The 18,005-nt window shown below is 67.7% G+C and carries 8 protein-coding genes and 2 pseudogenes; all 10 read left to right on the top strand.

The window, feature by feature from the left end; genetic code table 11:
• A pseudogene (locus tag J5Y10_RS26090) lies at window positions 1-106 on the top strand (IS5-like element ISRso1 family transposase); the annotation flags it as partial.
• A gap of 19 nt (window positions 107-125) precedes the next feature.
• Window positions 126-311: pseudogene (locus J5Y10_RS26085) on the top strand (transposase); the annotation flags it as partial.
• A 325-nt stretch (window positions 312-636) separates the two neighbouring features.
• Entirely contained in the window at window positions 637-3,771 is a 3,135-nt protein-coding gene (dpdE, locus tag J5Y10_RS26080; protein ID WP_342453027.1) for a protein DpdE, read from the top strand.
• Window positions 3,768-6,245 (top strand): protein DpdF, encoded by a 2,478-nt coding sequence (gene dpdF, locus J5Y10_RS26075; RefSeq protein ID WP_209377072.1) that lies wholly within the window; start codon window positions 3,768-3,770, stop codon window positions 6,243-6,245. Before dpdE ends, dpdF begins: the two co-directional genes overlap by 4 nt.
• Window positions 6,242-7,120 (top strand): protein DpdG, encoded by an 879-nt coding sequence (gene dpdG, locus J5Y10_RS26070; RefSeq protein WP_209377071.1) that lies wholly within the window; start codon window positions 6,242-6,244, stop codon window positions 7,118-7,120. Before dpdF ends, dpdG begins: the two co-directional genes overlap by 4 nt.
• Before the next feature lies 1 nt (window position 7,121).
• Complete coding sequence (gene dpdH / locus J5Y10_RS26065) at window positions 7,122-10,157, top strand: protein DpdH (protein ID WP_209377070.1); 3,036 nt, start codon at window positions 7,122-7,124, stop codon at window positions 10,155-10,157.
• The gene (locus tag J5Y10_RS26060) at window positions 10,154-10,882 is read left to right on the top strand and encodes a hypothetical protein (RefSeq protein ID WP_209377069.1); all 729 of its coding nucleotides are present in this window, start codon (window positions 10,154-10,156) and stop codon (window positions 10,880-10,882) included. Before dpdH ends, J5Y10_RS26060 begins: the two co-directional genes overlap by 4 nt.
• A 4-nt stretch (window positions 10,883-10,886) precedes the next feature.
• Complete coding sequence (gene dpdJ, locus J5Y10_RS26055) at window positions 10,887-15,368, top strand: protein DpdJ (protein WP_209377068.1); 4,482 nt, start codon at window positions 10,887-10,889, stop codon at window positions 15,366-15,368.
• Window positions 15,368-15,892 carry a phospholipase D-like domain-containing protein DpdK gene (gene dpdK / locus J5Y10_RS26050; RefSeq protein ID WP_209377067.1) on the top strand — a complete coding sequence of 175 codons (525 nt, stop codon included), beginning with the start codon at window positions 15,368-15,370 and terminating at the stop codon, window positions 15,890-15,892. The genes dpdJ and dpdK overlap by 1 nt, the downstream gene beginning before the upstream one ends.
• Window positions 15,889-17,967: a protein DpdD gene (dpdD, locus tag J5Y10_RS26045; protein WP_209377066.1), complete on the top strand. Its 2,079-nt coding sequence runs from the start codon at window positions 15,889-15,891 to the stop codon at window positions 17,965-17,967. Before dpdK ends, dpdD begins: the two co-directional genes overlap by 4 nt.
• Window positions 17,968-18,005: the final 38 nt, after the last annotated feature.

Genomic DNA, 18,005 nt, shown 5'->3' with positions numbered 1-18,005 from the left:
TTGGCGCCGTTTGGTCCGCGACTACGAGCGCCGCCTCGACGTCTCCGAGGCCATGATCCACGTCGCCATGGGCGCCCTCCTCCTCCGCAGGATCACCCACCGCTGAGTTCTCAAACAGTCACTTAGGCCAAGCACGGTTTTGCGCTTTGCCCAGAAGATGGATTGTCGAACGCTCCTTCAGCTGGTTCGCTCGCCTCCGCCGCCTTGCTCAAGATTACGAGCAACCGCCCGAAACCCTCATAGGCATGCACCTCGTCGCCTTTACCGTCCTGCTGTTCAGGCGCGCCGCAGAACTCGCCCTTAGTGCGTAGCACCCTTTAGCAACAGCAAAGGTACTAGTCGGTTCAGAAGCGTTCGGGCTACGTTCGTTCGGCGCAGCGGCTCAATGACTATACCAGCGAGGGCTTCCTGCTGCAGAGATAGCAAGGCCAAGGAAAATGTATGGGCAGCATCGTTATCAATGCCATACGAAAATTACAGCTAAACCGAACAGCATGACCGGTCTATTTTGATTGCGGGAAGAAATGGCTCAAGTAAGCTCTGGCAATGTCCTAACACTGTTCTTCCGGCGATCTGTTTGATATCACAATGCGAAGCCGCGGATAAGGGCGTGCGGGCGTGCAGGTGGGGTGCTGAGTGCTAGTCGAAGGTGGCTTTGTGCGCCTGCCTGGCCTTCTGGGGTTCGGCAAGTTACTCGCCGTTCGTCATCAGCAGGCCGAAGTCTCGCTCTTCCACGCCGCGACACGCCGGGAGGTTCGATGCTTTCCTGCCGCCGCCCTACAAAGAGGCTATCTCGGTCCGGAGACGCGGGCCTACGTTCCGCTCGAAGGTCGCTGGCGTACGGGGCGAGTAAAGCAGTATTTTCGGCATGACAACGGGTTGATCGATTACGAGCTTCGATTCCCCAACGGTAAATCAGGCGAGTTTAGCGAAGCCGCTCTGGAGGTCCGCTGCTGGACCACCGCCGAGGATCCAGCGGCCGTGCTCGCCGGTGGGGCTGCGGAGAGCCAGTTTCTACACGATCGGCGACGAGTTGCCAGCGAGCGCATCGTCGCAACGCATGCTGCCACCCAAGGCATGACCGCGCTGCTCTCGAGCGCTATCGAACTGGTGCCACATCAAGTCGCAGCCATCAGGCGCGTGCTGTCCGATCCGCTTCAGCGCTATCTGCTGGCGGACGAGGTGGGTATGGGGAAGACCATTGAGGCCGGCCTCATCATCCGGCAGTGTCTGATCGACAACCCGTCCCGCCGCGTGCTTGTTCTCGTGCCGCCTGGACTGGCGGCGCAGTGGCGGCAAGAGCTCGACGGCAAGTTCCGCGCAGCCGACTTCCCCGAGGCAATCTCCATCCGATCCCACGACCACGTCGAGCACGGCCCCGTTCCGGATCTTCTGGTGGTCGATGAAGCGCACCACGTTATCGAAAACCCGCGCATCCGCGCGCTCGCTCATGCGTCCGACCGGCTGCTGCTGCTGTCGGCAACGCCCGTACTCGGTGACGAAGCCACGTTCCTCCACTTGCTGAACCTGCTAGACCCAGGCGCGTATCCCCTCGACCGCCTCGATTCGTTCAGCGCCAAGGTTCAGGAGCGGCAGGCGTTCGGGCGGCTGCTGCTCGGCCTTCAGCCAGACGCGCCGGCGTTCGTCTTGAGGCAACGCCTGACGGAGGCGCTCTCGCGGTTCTCGGGGGACACAGAAGTTTCTGAACTCGTCACACAGGCCCGCGCGGCGCTCGATGGCCGCAACACGACGCGCCTTGAGCAGGCATGCCGGGCGCTACAGGTGCACATAGCTGACACCTACAGAATCCATCAACGTGTGATACGCGCGCGACGCAGCGACGCCCAGGGCTGGGAGTTCCAGCGCCGAGCCTTACCTATCCCACCTGGCCGCGGGCAAGCACCCTCCAGTGTGCGGATCGACGGTGACGAAGATGACCGCTCAGCACTGTTCTCCGCGTCGATTGAGGACTGGCGCGAAGAGTCGCTGCGCCTGTCCGAGGATTGGGAACCCGAACACCGACTGGCTCTGGCGAGGCGGTTCTGGGCGATGCTCGACGCCGCCGCGCAGGGGCCGGAGCCCCTGCTACGGTCGGCACGCATTGCCGCCGCGCAGAATCTACCCGGAGCCGTGGCGTTCGCCGCTGCTGTTGAAGCGATCAGCGCCCAAGAGCGCGGTCCGCGTGGACGTGCGGAGGTCGCCTTCGACGCGCTTCATCAATTGCGGCGTGCGGTTGTGCGAGACGGACACGCGGCGCCGAAGATCGTCGCCTTCTGCACGGACGTCGACGCCGCACTGGCCTTGTACGCCAGGTTCGCGTCGGCGGAGGCAGTGCTGCTCTCCGCGACATCACACGGCGTGCCCAAGCACTTCGCCGAGGACTCCCAAGCTTGGCTACTCGTAGCCGATGCAAATGGCGAGGAGGGCTTAAACCTGCATTTCGCCCACGCTATCCTGCACGTCGACCTCCCCCTGTCGGCGGCGCGCGTGGAGCAGCGCATCGGACGGCTAGACCGGTTCGGCCGACGTGTCGTTGGGATCCGACAGCGGACCATCCTCCCCTTCGATGACGAGGGCAGCGTCTGGGCCGCGTGGCAAGCCGTGCTCGCCGACGGTTTCGACGTGTTCAATCGTTCCATCAGCGACGTGCAGTTCATCCTCCGATCCCTGGAGGACCACCTCGCGATCGCGGTGCACGCGCGCGGTGCCGCAGGCCTACTCGATGCTATTGTCTTCCTGCGGAACCGTCTCGCCGAGGAGCGACGGCGTCAGGACGAGCAGCACGCGCTCGACAAACTCGCTCTCGCGGACGAGCCCGCCGAGGATCTCATTGACCGCATCGAGCAGATCGAGGCCGACGAGCCCCTCCTCGAGCGCGACATGCACGCGTGGATGATTGACGTCATGGGCCTCAAGCGGCGGCCGGCAGTCTGGCCCGAGCAGGACCCGTTTCGCCTGGAATGGACCGAACGCACCCTCGTTCCCGCGCAGCCCTGGCGCGCCGTTTTCGGAGCCGATCTCGGCCGGCCATTGACTTGGCGGCGTCGCGTCGCGGCCGGTCGTCCCGAGGTGTCCCTCCTCCGCCTTGGCACTCCTCTGGTCGACGCGTGCGAGCGATACATGCGGTGGGATGACCGCGGGACGGCGTTCGCCACCTGGCGAGTCGAGCCGGGGTGGGGCGGTTCTGACGACCTCTGGACGGGCTTCAGGCTCTGCTTCATTGTCGAACCGGCTGCGCCGGAGGATGAGGCCGTGCTGGCGCAGGCTGCGTCGGACGGAATCCGACGCCGCGCGCAGGCCTTTCTGGGGCCCTGGACGCGGACCCTTTATGTGGACTCCTCCGGCGCGCCGATGACAAACGATGATCTCGTGCGAACGCTGGAACGGCCCTACCGCGCAGAAGCCTCGCGCGACGGGCGGATCGATATAAACCTGGGAAGCCGCCCTGCCGTCCTGCAGGACGTCGTGGACCGGGCGAGCTTCGCGCGGATGTGCGCGGAGGTGCGCGCCAGAGCCGAGGTGCTACTGCGCGCAGATCCAGAGTATGTCGACAGGATCGACCAGGCGGCGCGGCGCGCAGACGCAGAACTCGCGCGTCGCGCCGCTAGGCTTCGGCGCCGCCTCGTCTTCGAGCCGGATGCCCGGCCCGAGCTGGAGGCGGAGTTGCGCGCCAATGAGGTCGTGCTATCAGCGGTCCGGGGCCCACGCGTCCGCCTGGACGCGTTCGGCTTCGTCGTCCTTGCCGGCCAAGGTCCCCGGGTTGCGCGATGAATATTTCGGGCGCTCAGGCTTTTGCAAGTCTCCGCGGCCTGCTGTCAGGGAGCCAGCCAGTCGGCCCATCGCCGACGCTGCTCCATCCTGCCTTCGAGCGCCTCCGCAGCGCGCTCGCGGACCGGTCGGCCTCGCCTCTCGACCGGGCCGTCCTGCTTCGACACGCCCTGCTCTTCGAAACGGCGCGCCGTGGCGGGTCTCCGGACGCTGAGGTTGAACTTACCGAAGACTGGGACGTCGACTGGAACGGAAGCGGGCTTGAGGTGGCGAGGGACGGTGGTGTGCTGCGCGTGCAGGCAAGGCCCTGGACGCCGCGATGGCTCCGCGGGTCGGATCGCGGCGTCGATGCGTGGGCGGCCTCTGAGGCGGAGAGGCGCTTCGCAGTGGGATCGGCAGTTGCCGGAGATCCATTCCTTGCACGGCTCGGCCTCGATACCTACCGGAGCCACGGGCAGCGCGCCGCCACGAGGGCAGTCCTAACCACGCCGCCGGGCGCGACGCTGGCAGTCGTCCTCGCCACGGGCGAGGGAAAGAGCCTGCTTTTCCGGCTCGTTGACGGGATTGGCTTCGCCGGACAGTTGCTGGACGGACGCCGCGGCGTGACCCTGGTGGTCGTACCCACCGTGGCGTTGGCGCTGGACCAAGAGGCCGCGACGGGCGGCGATGACCCGAGGGCTTGGGTAGGGGGCGCTTCCGAGCGGAACGCCGCAATCGCCGAGGCCGTGCGGGCCGGTACCCAAGGCCTCTGCTTCGCGTCGCCGGAAGCTGCCTGCGGACCCCTCCGGCGGCCATTGCTCGAGGCGGCTCGGGCCGGCGTCCTGCGTGCATTGGTGATCGACGAGGCGCACTTGGTCGATGCGTGGGGCACCGGCTTCCGCACCGAGTTCCAGACGCTCGCGGGGCTTCAGCACGAACTCCTTGCTGCCTCGCCGCCTACGTTCGAGCCACGGACGATCTGTCTCTCCGCGACGCTTGGGGACGCCGCGCGCGAGACGTTGGAAACACTTTTCGGCGCGCGCGGCTTCCGCGTACTCTCGGCGGCCAGGCTCCGGCCAGAGCCCGACTACTGGATCGCCGACCCGACCGACCAAGCGGGGCGCGCGACGCGGGTTCTGGAGGCGCTGCGCCACGTCCCGCGTCCGGCGGTCCTGTACGTCACCCGCGTCCGCGATGCTGAGGAATGGCGCTGGCGTTTGGCCGCCGCCGGCTTCGGCAGGGCGCGCATGGTGCACGGCGGCACCAGCGCCGCGGAGAGAGAATCAGTGCTCGATGCCTGGCGCCGTGGCACCCTCGATCTTGTGGTCGCCACATCGGCCTTCGGGCTGGGGATCGACTACCCGCACGTCCGGTCGGTGCTGCACGCCTGCGTGCCCGAGACGCTCGACCGTTACTACCAAGAGGTCGGGCGCGGCGGGCGCGACGGGCGCAGTTGCCTCTCGCTCGTTGTGCCCGCTTACGGGGACGCCGAGATCGCAATGGAGATCAACGACACGGTCGTGATCGGGCTGCCGCGCGGGCGTGAACGGTGGGCCGCAATGTTCAACGGCCCAAAGCGGCACCTCGGCGGCGACCGCTTCGCGCTCCGCATCGACGTTGCGCCCGGTGAGGGTGCGGGCGACATCGACATGGTGGGCGAGCGCAGCACCGACTGGAACGCGCGCACGCTCACGCTGCTCGCGCGGGCGGGTGTGCTCCGGCTGCTGGGCGGCGCCGAGCAGGTCGTCCAGGACGCGGTCCAGGGAAGCTGGCAGAGCGTCGAGATCCTTGACCACGATCACCTCGCGGCTGCCACCTGGGATCGCCGCGTTGGGCCGGTGCGCAGGCGCATTGCTGTCGCCAACGCCCGTAGCTTGGGCTTGATGCACAACCTCCTCGCGCAGGCCGCCTCGTGTCCGGCAGACCTGCTACGAGAACTGTACCGCGATGCGACCACTGTATGCTCCCGGTGCGAAGCTTGCCGCTACGACCCCGAATGCGCTAGGCGCGGTGCGCCCGACGCAGAGCCCGTGTCGCCGTGGCCCTGCCAAGCCTCCGTCCAGGAGCCCGTCCGCTCTCTGCTGGATCACGGAAACCGCCTTGTGGTGAAGCTGGACGAAGGGATGCTGGCACGTCGTCGCCTCCCCGACGTGCTCGCCCGACTGACCGTGTTCGGGCTCCGCAACTTGGTCGTCTTTGGGGAGGCGGATCCGGACTTCGACCGAGCGATCGACAGCCTGCGCGACCTGGTAGTGTTCGTGGCCCGCGATGCCATCCCGGGCGCCTCCGCCCTCCCGCCCGGCCCCGAGATTGTGCTTGTAGGCGCGGGCGCCCCGCTGCGGCCCGCCCACCTCGCCGCGCGGGTGACCGGGCAGGAACGCATCCTTTTTGTCCGACCGGATGCCCGCTCGCCGAGCAGGCCGCAACTGCCGCTCGACGCGTGCCACGACGGTCGCGTGATGCCCCTTCGTGAAGTGCAGGGCAGGCTTCTAGCATGAGCGTCATATCGACCGTTGAGGCCACACCGTCGCGCCTTCGGATTATGTTTGAGTACCTTGAGGGCCGAGCCGGCGACGAGCGTGAGAGGCTACTCGCCCTTCTCGCGCCTCGGTCATTGCCGACGCGCAGCGCCGACGGCGAAAGCAGCGTCGCCCCCAATGCGTTGGATGAGGCTCTACGGCTTGGCCTCCTGGTCAGAGATGGGGAGAAAATCGCAGCTGCCGGAAAGTTGGACCCCGCCCGCCGGCGTCGCCAGGGCGAGCGGGAGGCGTTCGCTGCCCTTGTTGAGCGGCTTCTTCTCGATCCTGCAGCACCTGGCGCCGGCTCGCAGCGAAGCTTCGCGTGCGCCGTCTCCTGGCTGCTGACGCGATCGCCGGGCGCGCCCCTGGAATTCTCCGCGAATCAACTGCTGCGCCTCCGTGAGGACCTCGGCGAGGACGATGACTACGAGCTCACCAGCAATCTCCGTTGGCAGAACTTCTGCTACTGGGCGCGGTATCTTGGCTATTGCGGCTTTGTCGGCGTTGGCGGGAAGACGCTCGTCATCCCGGATCCGACCGCTGCTGTCCGCCGCCACCTCGCCGACATGCTGCCCGACAGGGGGGAGATGCGGATCGGCGAGGTGCTCGTGGGCTTAGCGACGCGCTGTCCAGTGCTCGAAGAGGGGGCAATACGCAGGGAGGTGGAGGGGCGCTTCCTCCGCCTCCCGCGCGAGCCATCTCGCCTTTCGCAAGCAACCAGCCTCGCGTTGCGCCGCCTGCAGGACGGAGGCCTGATCAGCATGCGCGCGCTGGCGGACGCCGAGGCCCGCGTCCTCGACTTCGAGGACGCGACCGATCGCGTCACCCATATCGGACGGACAAGGGCGCTCTGACATGCGCAACGTCGTTTGCTGGAAGCCGCGGCAGGTACACGCGATCATCAACCCGGAGGCCGAAGCCGTTCCCGACTTCGTCTTCCGCGCCATCCACACCGACCAGCCTTTGAGGGTGGCCCAGCCGGTCGGAGACCGGTTCCAGATGCTTGGTGGGTCCGCCTACCGGCAAATGGGGGCTGGAGACCTCCTGGCCTCCTTCCTTCGGCCTGAGCGGCGTCACGTGCAACTGGCGGTCCTGGGCCGAAGCGGGTCCGGGAAGTCGCACCTGATTCATTGGATGCGCCTAGCCATCCCCCAGTCGGAGAAGCGGCTGGTCCTCACGATCCCAAAGGCCGGGACGAGCCTCCGGTCGATCGTCGAGATGATCATCGACAGGCTGCCCATTGATGCGCAGGCACCGTTCCGCGAGACGCTCGCCCGCGCCGGCGACGCCGTGATGACCCTCGAAGGGCAGAAGCACGAGTTGCTGAACCAGATCGCTCAAGCAATCCGCGAGGACACGCCGCGCCAGCGCGGAGACGACGGTGACCTGGAGCAGGCGCTCATCGAGCACCTGCCGGACCTCTTCCAGGACGCCTACATCCGGCGTGAGCACTTCCTGCGCGAGGACGGCGTCGTCGCGGCCCTCGTCGACCACGTCTTTGCCGTCCGCTCGGAGTATCAGCCGGTAGAGGAGCGGCAGCGATTCCGCCCGGAGGATCTCCCCTTTGGCGGGCTCGATCTGCTGAACGCCTCGAAGCCTGCTCGGGACGCGATCCAGGTCCTCGGGCTCCAGCCCGACCGGACGCTCCCGATGGCGGCGGCCCTCGTCAACCGCGCGCTGGACGGCGTCGCGATTGCCCGGGCCTTCAGCTTCTCCGGCGACCGGGTCACGGCCCTGATGGGCGAATTGCGCCGCCACCTTCGTCGTGAGGGCCGGGAGTTGGTGCTGCTAATTGAAGACTTTGCCAGGCTACAGGGGATCGACCGGGCTCTGCTGCAAGCGTTGCTCACGCAGGGAGACGGAGATCTCTGCGACATCCGCTGGGCCATCGCGGCGACGACGGGCTTCTTCGAGACGGTCGCCGACACAGTTTACACTCGCATGACGTTTTTCGTCGACATGGACCGGGCGCCCGGCGACCAACGGACGAGCGGGATGGCGCAGAAGGCGCTTGCCCGATTTGCGGGGCGCTACCTCAACGCGGTCCGCCTCGGTTCGGACAGGCTCATGGAGTGGGCCGCGATTGCGGATGTGGACGAGGAGCTGCCGAGCGCCTGCGATCCCTGTCCTCACCGTCGCGAATGCCACCAAGCGTTCAAGCCTTCAGAGGATGGCTTCGGCCTGTATCCCTTCACGCCGCGCGCACTGTGGAACATGGCCCTGCGGGCGGACGAGCAGTTGGAAACGCGGTTCAACCCGAGGGTTCTGCAGCGCTCGGTCCTGGTGCGGGTGCTCGACAACCATGCAGACGCCCTCGCCACGGGCGCCTTCCCTCCGCGGACGCTGCTCGATCATCTGGGCGGCGTCAAAGAACTCGGGGCAATCGAAACCGACAGTCTGCGGCGAATGGTGCCGGCGGATCAGTACGACCGCGTCCTCACCTTCCAGGAGCTGTGGGACGGCTCTTCCTCGGTGAGGGGCATTCCTGAAGAAATCCGGGAAGCGCTCGATCTTCCGAAACTCTCCGGCAGGGTTGGCCCGAGCCCGGAGCCGGGCCCGGAACCCTCTTCCCCGCCACCTCCTTCGCAACCCGGCGACCAGCGGCTCGCACAGCTGGACGCCTGGGCGTCCGGTGCCGTGCTGGAGCAGAGACTAACGACCACGCTGCGCGAACTCGTCTACGAGGCAGTTGAGGAGGCGATCGACTGGGACGGCGAAACGCTGGAGCGCAGCTCCTTTGCCGGAGCTACCGCTAACCGGCCCTTCCGACAGCGCAGCATCCATTTCCAGCGCCAGGACACGCAGGCAATGCCGGCGCAGGTGCGTCTCACAATCCCACTTGGCGGCTCCGACGAAGCAGCATTCGCGCGAACCGCTCTCGCGCTTCAGGGCCTCCTGCTCGCCCGCGAGCGCGAGGGGGAGTGGACCTTCCCCAATGGGATGCGGATGCTAGCCGCGCTTCAGGAGTGCCTGGCCGAATGGTCGGCGGAGGTCGTGCGCCAACTGCGCGCTTTGCCTGGGGGGCGCGAGCAATGGGACCCAGTAACCGCTGCGACCGAGCTTCTCGGGATCGGGGCGTGTCTCTCGGGCCGGCTGACCGCGAACTGGGACCTCGCCGAACTGCTGAACAATGCCTTCGCCGATTGGCCCGAGGACAGCGGTGTCCAGAGCCCGGGGTTACGCGACGTCCAGCGCCGCCTCCGCGCCCAGCGCGAGAAGCTCGTCGGTTTGGTTCGGGCAGTTGCGTCGGGAACGAAAGGCGGCCGCATTGGGCCGTTCTTAAATCCCGCCGTGCTAGTCCCTGCCCTCCAGGCGCTACGCCAGCGGGGGTGGCGCCTGACCCAGACACCGCCTCCCGACGGCGGGATCGGCGAATGGGCGGCGCTCGCCAAGACCTACCTGGACGTGGGGCGTGTGCTCGAAGCAGCGGCGGAGGCCGAGCGGAAGGTTCGCCTGGACTGGCTCGCGGAGATAGAGGGCGCTTTCGGCCCCGCGGCGCGCCGCGCCGACATCCTTGCCAAGATCTCCGCATCGCGTGACGCGGCGGTCACAGCGGGGATCGGAGGCCAAAGGCTATCGGCTCTCCGCGAGCGCCTAGAGCAGTTTTCGCAGGTTCTCTTCGATGACGCGGTGAGGGCGGCCGCAGCGCTGCGAGACGAGCCCGACGCCCTCGTAGCGCTGCCTCGCTACGGGCGCGGCAGGACCAACGCCGTGACGGCTGGGCGAGACCTCGCCATGGCGACCGCGGCCTTCCTCGCCGGAGTGGAGGCGGAGTTGGCGAACCAGGAGGCACAGTTCGGGCGCGGCGAGGCGTCGATCCCAGGGCATCTAGCGGCAATTGGCGAAGCTCTGACGCTCCTGGGCGAGGAATTGGTGGAGACGCAGCCATGACACTGCTCGCGCGCGCCGACAGGCTCGTCGCCCGGATCGCTGCCTTCGAGACGACGAAGGCCCTCGCTACGGAGGCAGAGGGCCTTAGGACACGGGCGGAGCAACTCCGGGCAGCTGCGCGTGAGCTACGTCGTGTGCGGGCGCAACAGGCGGCTCTCCGCGCAAACGGCCTCGAGCCCGAACGCGACGGCACCTCGTCGCCGCCCCTCGTCGCACGAGCGAGGGAGTTGCTGGGCGCCTTCGGCGCTGATCGCAAGGCGATCCTGACGGTCCATCCGCCGCTCGACCATTCGTTTCTTAGGCCGATAAAGTCCGTGTGCGAGAAGGTTGATCTCGCCTGCGCGAACGCCTGGCAGACCTCGGCGGGAGCCATCCTGGGCCCCCTGCCCGATGACCTGCTGAACGTGCTGGAGCGCATCGCCGATTTGGCGCCAGAGGTGCGTCGGATCCGCGCGCTCCAACATGAAGGACAAGGAATCGTCACGGGGAATCCTGGATCGAGTGCGGAGGCGGTTGCCGCAGAGCTGGCCAGGCTTCGAACCATCTCGACAGAGAAGTCCGAGAAGTGGGCGCAACTGAGCGGGGGAGGTATCCCCGCGGAGGTCGTGAGCTTCCTGAGGCGTGCAGCGGTCCGCGAGGCGCGGTTGTCCGAGGTAACCCCGGGCGTAGTTGAGTGGCTCACGGTCCGCGGCCTCCTCAACGCGTTCCGCGTCTCGCCGGGCTAAGCGGATGCTGCCTGAAGCCGGCGCCCTTCTGGACGCAATCGAAGAAGTCGAGATGCAGTCCCTGCGGTGGGGCTTCGTGGATGGGAGCCTCTCGGAAGAGGAGGTTCTCCAACTCGCGCGCGCCGCTGGTGGCGACGAGCGGGCGGAAGAGATGCTGGAAGTGCTGCTAGACGCACGCCTACTCCTCCAGGTGGCGTCGCCCGACGGCACCGCACGTCTTCGCTCGCGGTACGCCGAGACGGTCCGGTTGCTCGTTCGACTGCGGCAACTCTTTCCTGGCCGGCCCTGGCTCGCTGCGCCGCGCCTAGTCTCTGATTTCCGCATCGACCGGCGGCGGCGGCGCTACCCGAGACGGAACTTAGAGCCGGCCGACGTAATAGACGAGTTGCGCACAGGCGGCGTCGTGCTCACGGCAGATCAAGATGTAGCCTGGCGGGCTCTCACCGCGGGTATGCGGCTCGCCGCCTTTCAAGCCCGCGCCACTGCGCGCATCCTGCAAGGGGAGGCGGATGCCGGCACGATCGTCACCGCAGGTACTGGCAGTGGCAAGACGCTGGCGTTCTATCTGCCGGCCCTGCTGCGGCTACTGCCCCGCGTTGAGCGCTCGGCCCATTGGGTCAAGGTGCTCGCAATCTATCCGCGAACTGAGTTGCTCAAGGACCAGTTCGCTGAAGCTTACCGACTGGCACGCATGCTCGACGCGACACTAGGCGCCTGTGGGGCTCGTCCCATAGTCGTTGGCGCACTCTTCGGCACGACGCCGCGCAACGCTGCCGACGCAGCGGAGAAATGGCCGTCCCACCGCTCGCCTGCGGTGGGGCGCATCTGCCCACTCATGGCGTGCCCCGCCTGCGGCTCCGACCTCGTGTGGCGGGCCGAGGACATCGCAGCGCAGCGCGAGCGCCTTGTGTGTAGCGCGGTGACTTGCCGGATGGAGGTCCCCGGCTCCCACGTCGTGCTGACGCGCGAGAGAATGCTTCGTGAGCCGCCAGACCTCTTGTTCACCACTACGGAGATCCTTAACCAGCGGCTGTCTGACACACGCATGCGTGCGCTGCTCGGGGTAGGCCTTCCGCCCGGCCGCCGGCCCCTCCTTGCCCTGCTCGACGAAGTCCACACCTATGTGGGAACAGCGGGGGCGCAGGCGGCGCTCACATTGCGTCGGTATCGGCACGCCCTTGGCTCGGCCCTCCCCTTCGCAGGGCTCTCCGCGACACTGGGCGAGGCCGCTCGCTTCTTTGCCGAACTGGTCGGGCTTCCGCCGGACGCTGTCGTGGAGGTGACGCCGGAGCCCTCGGAGATGGTCGAGGAGGGCGCCGAGTATCAGGTCCTGCTGCGCGGGGATCCCTCGTCCCAAGCTTCCCTGCTTTCGACGTCCATCCAGGCCGCGATGCTCCTTGGCCGCGCGCTGGACCCGCCTGGCCGAGGTCGCTCCGGAAGCGTCTTCGGGAAGAAGGCTTTCGTGTTTACAGACGATCTCGACGTGACGAACCGGCTGTTTGACGACCTGCGGGACGCCGAGGGTCTGACGATCTTCGGCAGGCGGGATGCCGGCCGCAACCCGTTGGCCGCGCTGCGTGGGCCCGGCACCGACGCGACCGCCCGCGATGCGGATGGGCAGCGGTGGCGGCTTTGCGAGGAGATCGGGCGGCCCCTGGTGACCCCCCTCACTCTGGCGCGCACGACTTCGCAGGACGCCGGTGTGAGCGCCGCTGCCGACGTTGTCGTCGCGACCGCAGCGCTGGAGGTGGGCTTCAACGATCCCGACGTGGGCGCTGTGCTACAGCACAAGGCGCCGCGCAGCATGGCGTCCTTTCTCCAGCGCAAGGGCCGCGCAGGGCGGACGCGCGCAATGCGGCCCCTCACGGTAACGGTGCTGTCAGACTACGGCCGGGACCGCCTCGCCTTCCAGGCCTTCGAGCATCTCTTCGACCCCAGCCTTCCGCCTCAACATCTTCCCATCCGCAACGACCACGTGGTGCGCATCCAGGCGGTCTTCAGCCTCCTCGACTGGTTGGCTGCCCGGTTGCCGCGAGGCACCCGGGGCTGGATGTGGGATAGCCTGAGCCGTCCCCGGGGCGACCGGAGCGGGGATGAGGCGGTCCGCGCCCATGTCCGGGACACACTCGGGGCGCTCCTGAAGGGCGATGTTGGCCGGCTTGACGACCTGCGGCGCTGGTTGGCCGCTTCGCTGCGGATGGATGCCGCAGTAGTCGAGGCCCTCCTGTGGCAGCCTCCGCGGTCGCTCCTCCTGGAGGCGGTTCCGACTCTTCTGCGCCGCCTCGTCCGCGACTGGCGGCTTGCCGACGGTACTGGAGAGGACATCCGGGTAGACTGGCATCCACTGCCGGACTTCGTGCCCCGCAACCTCTTCAGCGAACTCAGCCTGCCGGAGGTGCGAGTGGTGCTTCCGCCCGCCACGGCCCGCCACACCGAGCGCGTGGAGGCCGTCCCGGTAGCCAAGGCGCTTGCGCAACTCGCGCCCGGCCGTGTCACGCGGCGGTTCGCCCCCGAGCGCGGCAAGCTGAGCCACTGGTTCCCGGTTCAGCCCGATGCGGAGGTGCAGGATATTCAAATCTCCACATACTGCGAGCAGGCGGAGTTCCTGGGCCAGTTTGGGGAGGCCGATCGGATCCCGGTGTTCCGGCCTTGGCGAATCAGGCTGTCTCAGGCGAAGGCGCATGACGCTTTGCCCAGCTCGAATGCTGTGCTCGACTGGCGGACGCAACTCCTGCCGCAGGGCGACGTACTGTCGATCGAGGTTCCCCACCGCGGTGCGTGGCGCGAGCGGGTGCTCGACGTGCGGTTCCATCTGCACCGCTTTGGTGGTTCAGTCTTAGTGCGCAGGTACGCTTCGACAGCACAGGCCGAGTTGCACCGGCGCGACGGAAGCTTCTCCATCCGGGTACAGTTCCGCGGCGAGGGCGGCGAGTTGGCCGCGGTCGGCTACGAGTTTGAGGCGGACGGCTTCTACCTCGACGTCAGCCTGCCGACGGCGGAGGAACTGGCCGCGGCGGTTCTGCCCTCGCGTCTCCGTGCGAGCTGCCGGTCAGCCTACTTCCGGTACCGTGTCTTGTCCGACGAGAAGCTGCCCCCGGCTGCGAACGCCTTCCTGAGGGAGTGGCTTTGCCAGATCCTGATGTCGGCCGCGATCGTTCGCTCGGTGGAGAAGAGCGAGACTATCGGGGTAGCGCTCGCGGTCTCAGCGCAAGACCCGAACAGCCTGCGCGATGTCATGACTTCAATCTTTGCGATCCAGGATCCAGCCGCGACGCCGTCCGAGGAGGACGACGAAGACGAGTCGGATGCTGACGGTGTCCCAGCGCCGGAGCCCCAGGCTAGCCGGCTTCAGGGTGCGCTGATGGAACTGATTGACTCCGAGCAGGTAAGGAGCCGCCTCGGCGAACTTGCGCGCGAACTCGATGATGTTCCTCCAGGCCCTTGGGGGTCTTGGCTGCGTGCGACGCTGGCCGAGACAGTCGCCGAGGCGGTGCTCCAGGCCTGCATGACGACCGCCCCCCGGCATGCAGCGACCGATACGCTGGTCCTCGACCTAGAGGAGGGGCCCGGTGGGCAAACCCGCATCTGGGTGACGGAGACAACCTTGGGCGGGGCGGGTGTGGTGCAGGCGTTCGCCGACGTGTTCTCCGCCGAACCGCACGCCCTCTTTCGCGCGATTGAGGCTGCGCTCGCCCAGACTGACTTAGAGATCGCTGCAGAGGGCCTTGAGCGCTTCCTTTCCATGGCATCGGAGCACCCCAATGTGGCCGATGCGGCGGACCGCCTGCGAGTGAGCCTTGGCCACGAGGAGCGAGGGCGGCTGAGGCAGGCTTTATGGCTGCAACTCGCCCGGCTCGGCCTCGACGTGCCTCATGCGCTCGCTGTCTCCCTAGACGCACGGCTTCTGCGACCCGGTACGCGCCGTGAACTGGACGAACTGCTGCTGAGGGTGATCGAGCGCTGGGACGCGCTCGAAGCCAAGTTGGGCGTCTCCATCGGGCTGCGCGAAATGGCCTATGTCGCGGCCTCCGACGAAGACATCGCGAGTGCGATTCGAGAGGTTTTGCGGGATGCTGCGCCTTCCGTGCCTCAGTCCGCGGTCGACCTGGTGCAGGTTCTGGCGAGCCTTCTCTGGCCACGCGGGATCGAGATCCGCCAGCGCAGCCTACAGTCCTACAATCCCTTTCGGAAGCGGCGGCTCAGCGACCCGGCGCTCGTGCGCCATCTGCTTCTCGACGACCGCGTGCCGGAGGTGGCGGCGCTGGGCGCCGACTGGCGCGGGTTGCTGGGCGCGGCGCTCTCCGTGCATGGCGGCGCGCGCGTATGGGCGCCCGCCGAGCAGCCCGAGGCCCTGCGGCGAGTGCTGGTCGAGGCCCTCGCCCTCCCCATCGAGGTCGCGTATCTGCGCTTCTTCCCGACGGTCGAACGCCTGGGAAGAGAGGGCGGGCGCCTAATCGCGACGCTCAGCCTCCGCGAGTGCATTTGATGGGAACGCGCGACCTCTCCGGGCCGGGCCAAACCAGGGCGATCCGGGACCTTCTCCAAAGCCTATTCGTCTGTGAGTTGGTCCAGCCCAGCCAGCCGCTCTGGCTGTTCTTTGCGTGGGTCACAGACGTCGAGATCTTGGACAACTCGGCGCGGCAGTTCTCGTCGCTCTGTCCCGACTGGCCGGCGGCTCCCGTGCGCCTCTCCACCGTCCTGGACGGGCTGCTCGCCCGCGGAGGCCGCGTCGCCGTGGTACTGCGCCAGGACCCCCACAATCAAGCCTTCGTGACGCGCCTCCAGGCACTTCGGCAGCGGCACGGAGCGGCGTCGGTGCGGTGGTGCGTGCGCCCGGAGTTCCACGAGAAGGGCATGCTGGGCGACGGGTTCGTCCTGACCGGGTCAATGAACCTCACCGTCAGCGGTCTGACGGTGAACGACGAGCACATCACACTGCGATGCGACCCGGCGGCGGTCGCCCAGCGAAGGATAGAGCTGGCCAGCAAGTGGGCCCACCAGCTGCAATGATCGGCGTGGACGCAGCCGGGTCGGCCCTCCTGGTGAATGGATGGAAAGCTGCGGTCGGATGGGATACCGCGCCCGCGGCCCAGACCGCCGCTCTGGACCGCATCATCGTCTCGGCCTCTGCGCCGGACTTCCCGGGCGGCATCTTGCCATGGCCACGGCCCGGGAAGCGTACCGTCTTCTACGGGGTCGCCCGGCGGCCCGAGGATTGGCGGCGCCTGCGCCCGCTTCTGGTGGCATTCGCCGGGCCGACTCTGACTGGCTTCTCCGGCGTGCCGGACCGCCCGAACCCGAAGTGGGGCGCCGCCGAGGCTTTTCTAGCTAAAGAGGGCTTCGCCGCCGTCGCGCGCCTGGTGCCCGCCGACGACGCGCTCGTCCAGGAAATCGCGGTCCGGGCCCTGGAGCGTCTGTGTCTGCTCGTGCTCGGCAACGCCGCGGCCGCGCATCGGCCCCCGGACGCTACTAGCCGGCTCCTGGGCAGGCTTGCCGGCGCGCTCGCCGACGGGGACCGAGCCGCCGCGGACGCGCTGCATGCGCGACTACGCGACGAGAACCGGCTGGACTCTTTGAACCTCAGGTATCTCCACGTGGAAATCTGCGCGGCGTTCCGCGACTGGCCTGCCATTGCCGAGATGCCCGAACTCGTCGATCTCGCCGTCAGCCGCCGACCCGCGGCGGTGACCGCAGCCCTCCTTGAGGCGCTCTACGCGGTTCGCGTCGAGCCCGCGGAGGCAAGTGGTGAGATAGAAGCCACACTCGTCTCGCTCGCACCGCTGCTCCGGGACCTTCTCGCTGATCCTCTCCCTTCGCTTGGGCCCGGCGCCGCGCGACTCGCGGACTTCGCGCGTCGCGCCGAGCCCGCGAATGGGGGCGCCGCGCCGGAACCATCGGCCGCGGCGGCAGAGGTCCGTCCGGAGGTCGCGGCGGGTTCGCTCGCGGATGACGCTCTTGCTAACCTTATCGCAGCTGCCCGGTCACGGTCGCTCGACAGTCTCCGGGCCGCTGTCCAGGCCGTGGACCGCCTCGACGCAGCCGACCGGGAGCGGCTGCTCTCTGCCGCCTGGGCTCGCGAGTTGTGGGAAGAGACCTGCTGGAGGGCGGGCCGCGTCGTCCCGCCGCGCAACTGGATCGAATGGCTCGATCTGCTGCCGCGCGACGGCTTTGTAGGTTCGCTCGACCTTGCGAGGCAGGGAGCCGCGGAGTGGCAGGTCGACCGGCAGGTTGGGGATCCGGCGTCCGCGGCGGCTCTCGCGGACGCGCTGCTCGCTGTGCCTGAGGGGATCGCCTCCGAGCGCCTGGCCGAGGCCCTGCCCGTCATCATCGGCTGGCTCCGCGGCGACCCCGAATTCCCGCGACCGCTTCTCCGGCCGCTATACGACGCGACCTGGACCCTACTCGTGCTTGGCGTCCGGCGGGGGCAGGCCGAGCTTGAGGCGAGCGCCGCGCTGTTCGACGGCCTGCTCTCCTCCGGGCTCCCGCCCGGGCGGTACCGCGAACTCCTCTCCGATGCCCTCGACATGGCGGGCGACCCTGGCCGGAGGTCAGCCTACTGGCTGCTCGGATTGGTCGAGTGCTCTATCGAGCACCCCTCCCCAGACGACGACACGCGGCGAGAGTTTTGGACGACGGCGGTCGTACGGGTGGACAGGTTCCGCGCTCAGTTGACGGCGCTGCAGCAGGCCGCGCTCGATCGACTTGCTGAGGCCCTGGGGATTGCTGTGGCGCCCCGCGTCTCAGAAGCCGTGTCAGCGCGGGCCGGCGAGGGGCGACTCGCTGGCCGCCGGATCGCAATCTACACGCTGACCGAGAGCGCGGGGAGGCAGGCCGCCGCAGCACTCGAAGCCTTGGCTCCCGGCGTCGGCGTGACTGTGCACGCGGACCACGTCGGCACGCAAGCGCTGCGGGCCGCAGCGGAGGGCGCTGACATCTTCGTCCTAGTAACTTGGTCGGCCAAGCACGCAGCAACCGACTTCATCCGCAAATTTAGGCCTTCTACGAAACCGTTACTGTATGCTTCCGGGCGCGGGGCGACGAGTATACTGCGCGCCCTCGACGAACAACTCGGCCCTGAAACATGACTTGAACCTCCAGAACAGCGCGGGTTCGCTTCTCGTTT

The sequence above is a fragment of the Roseomonas indoligenes genome (assembly GCF_017813365.1).
Classification (GTDB): domain Bacteria; phylum Pseudomonadota; class Alphaproteobacteria; order Acetobacterales; family Acetobacteraceae; genus Roseomonas; species Roseomonas indoligenes.
This window is presented reverse-complemented; position numbering and strand designations above follow the sequence as displayed.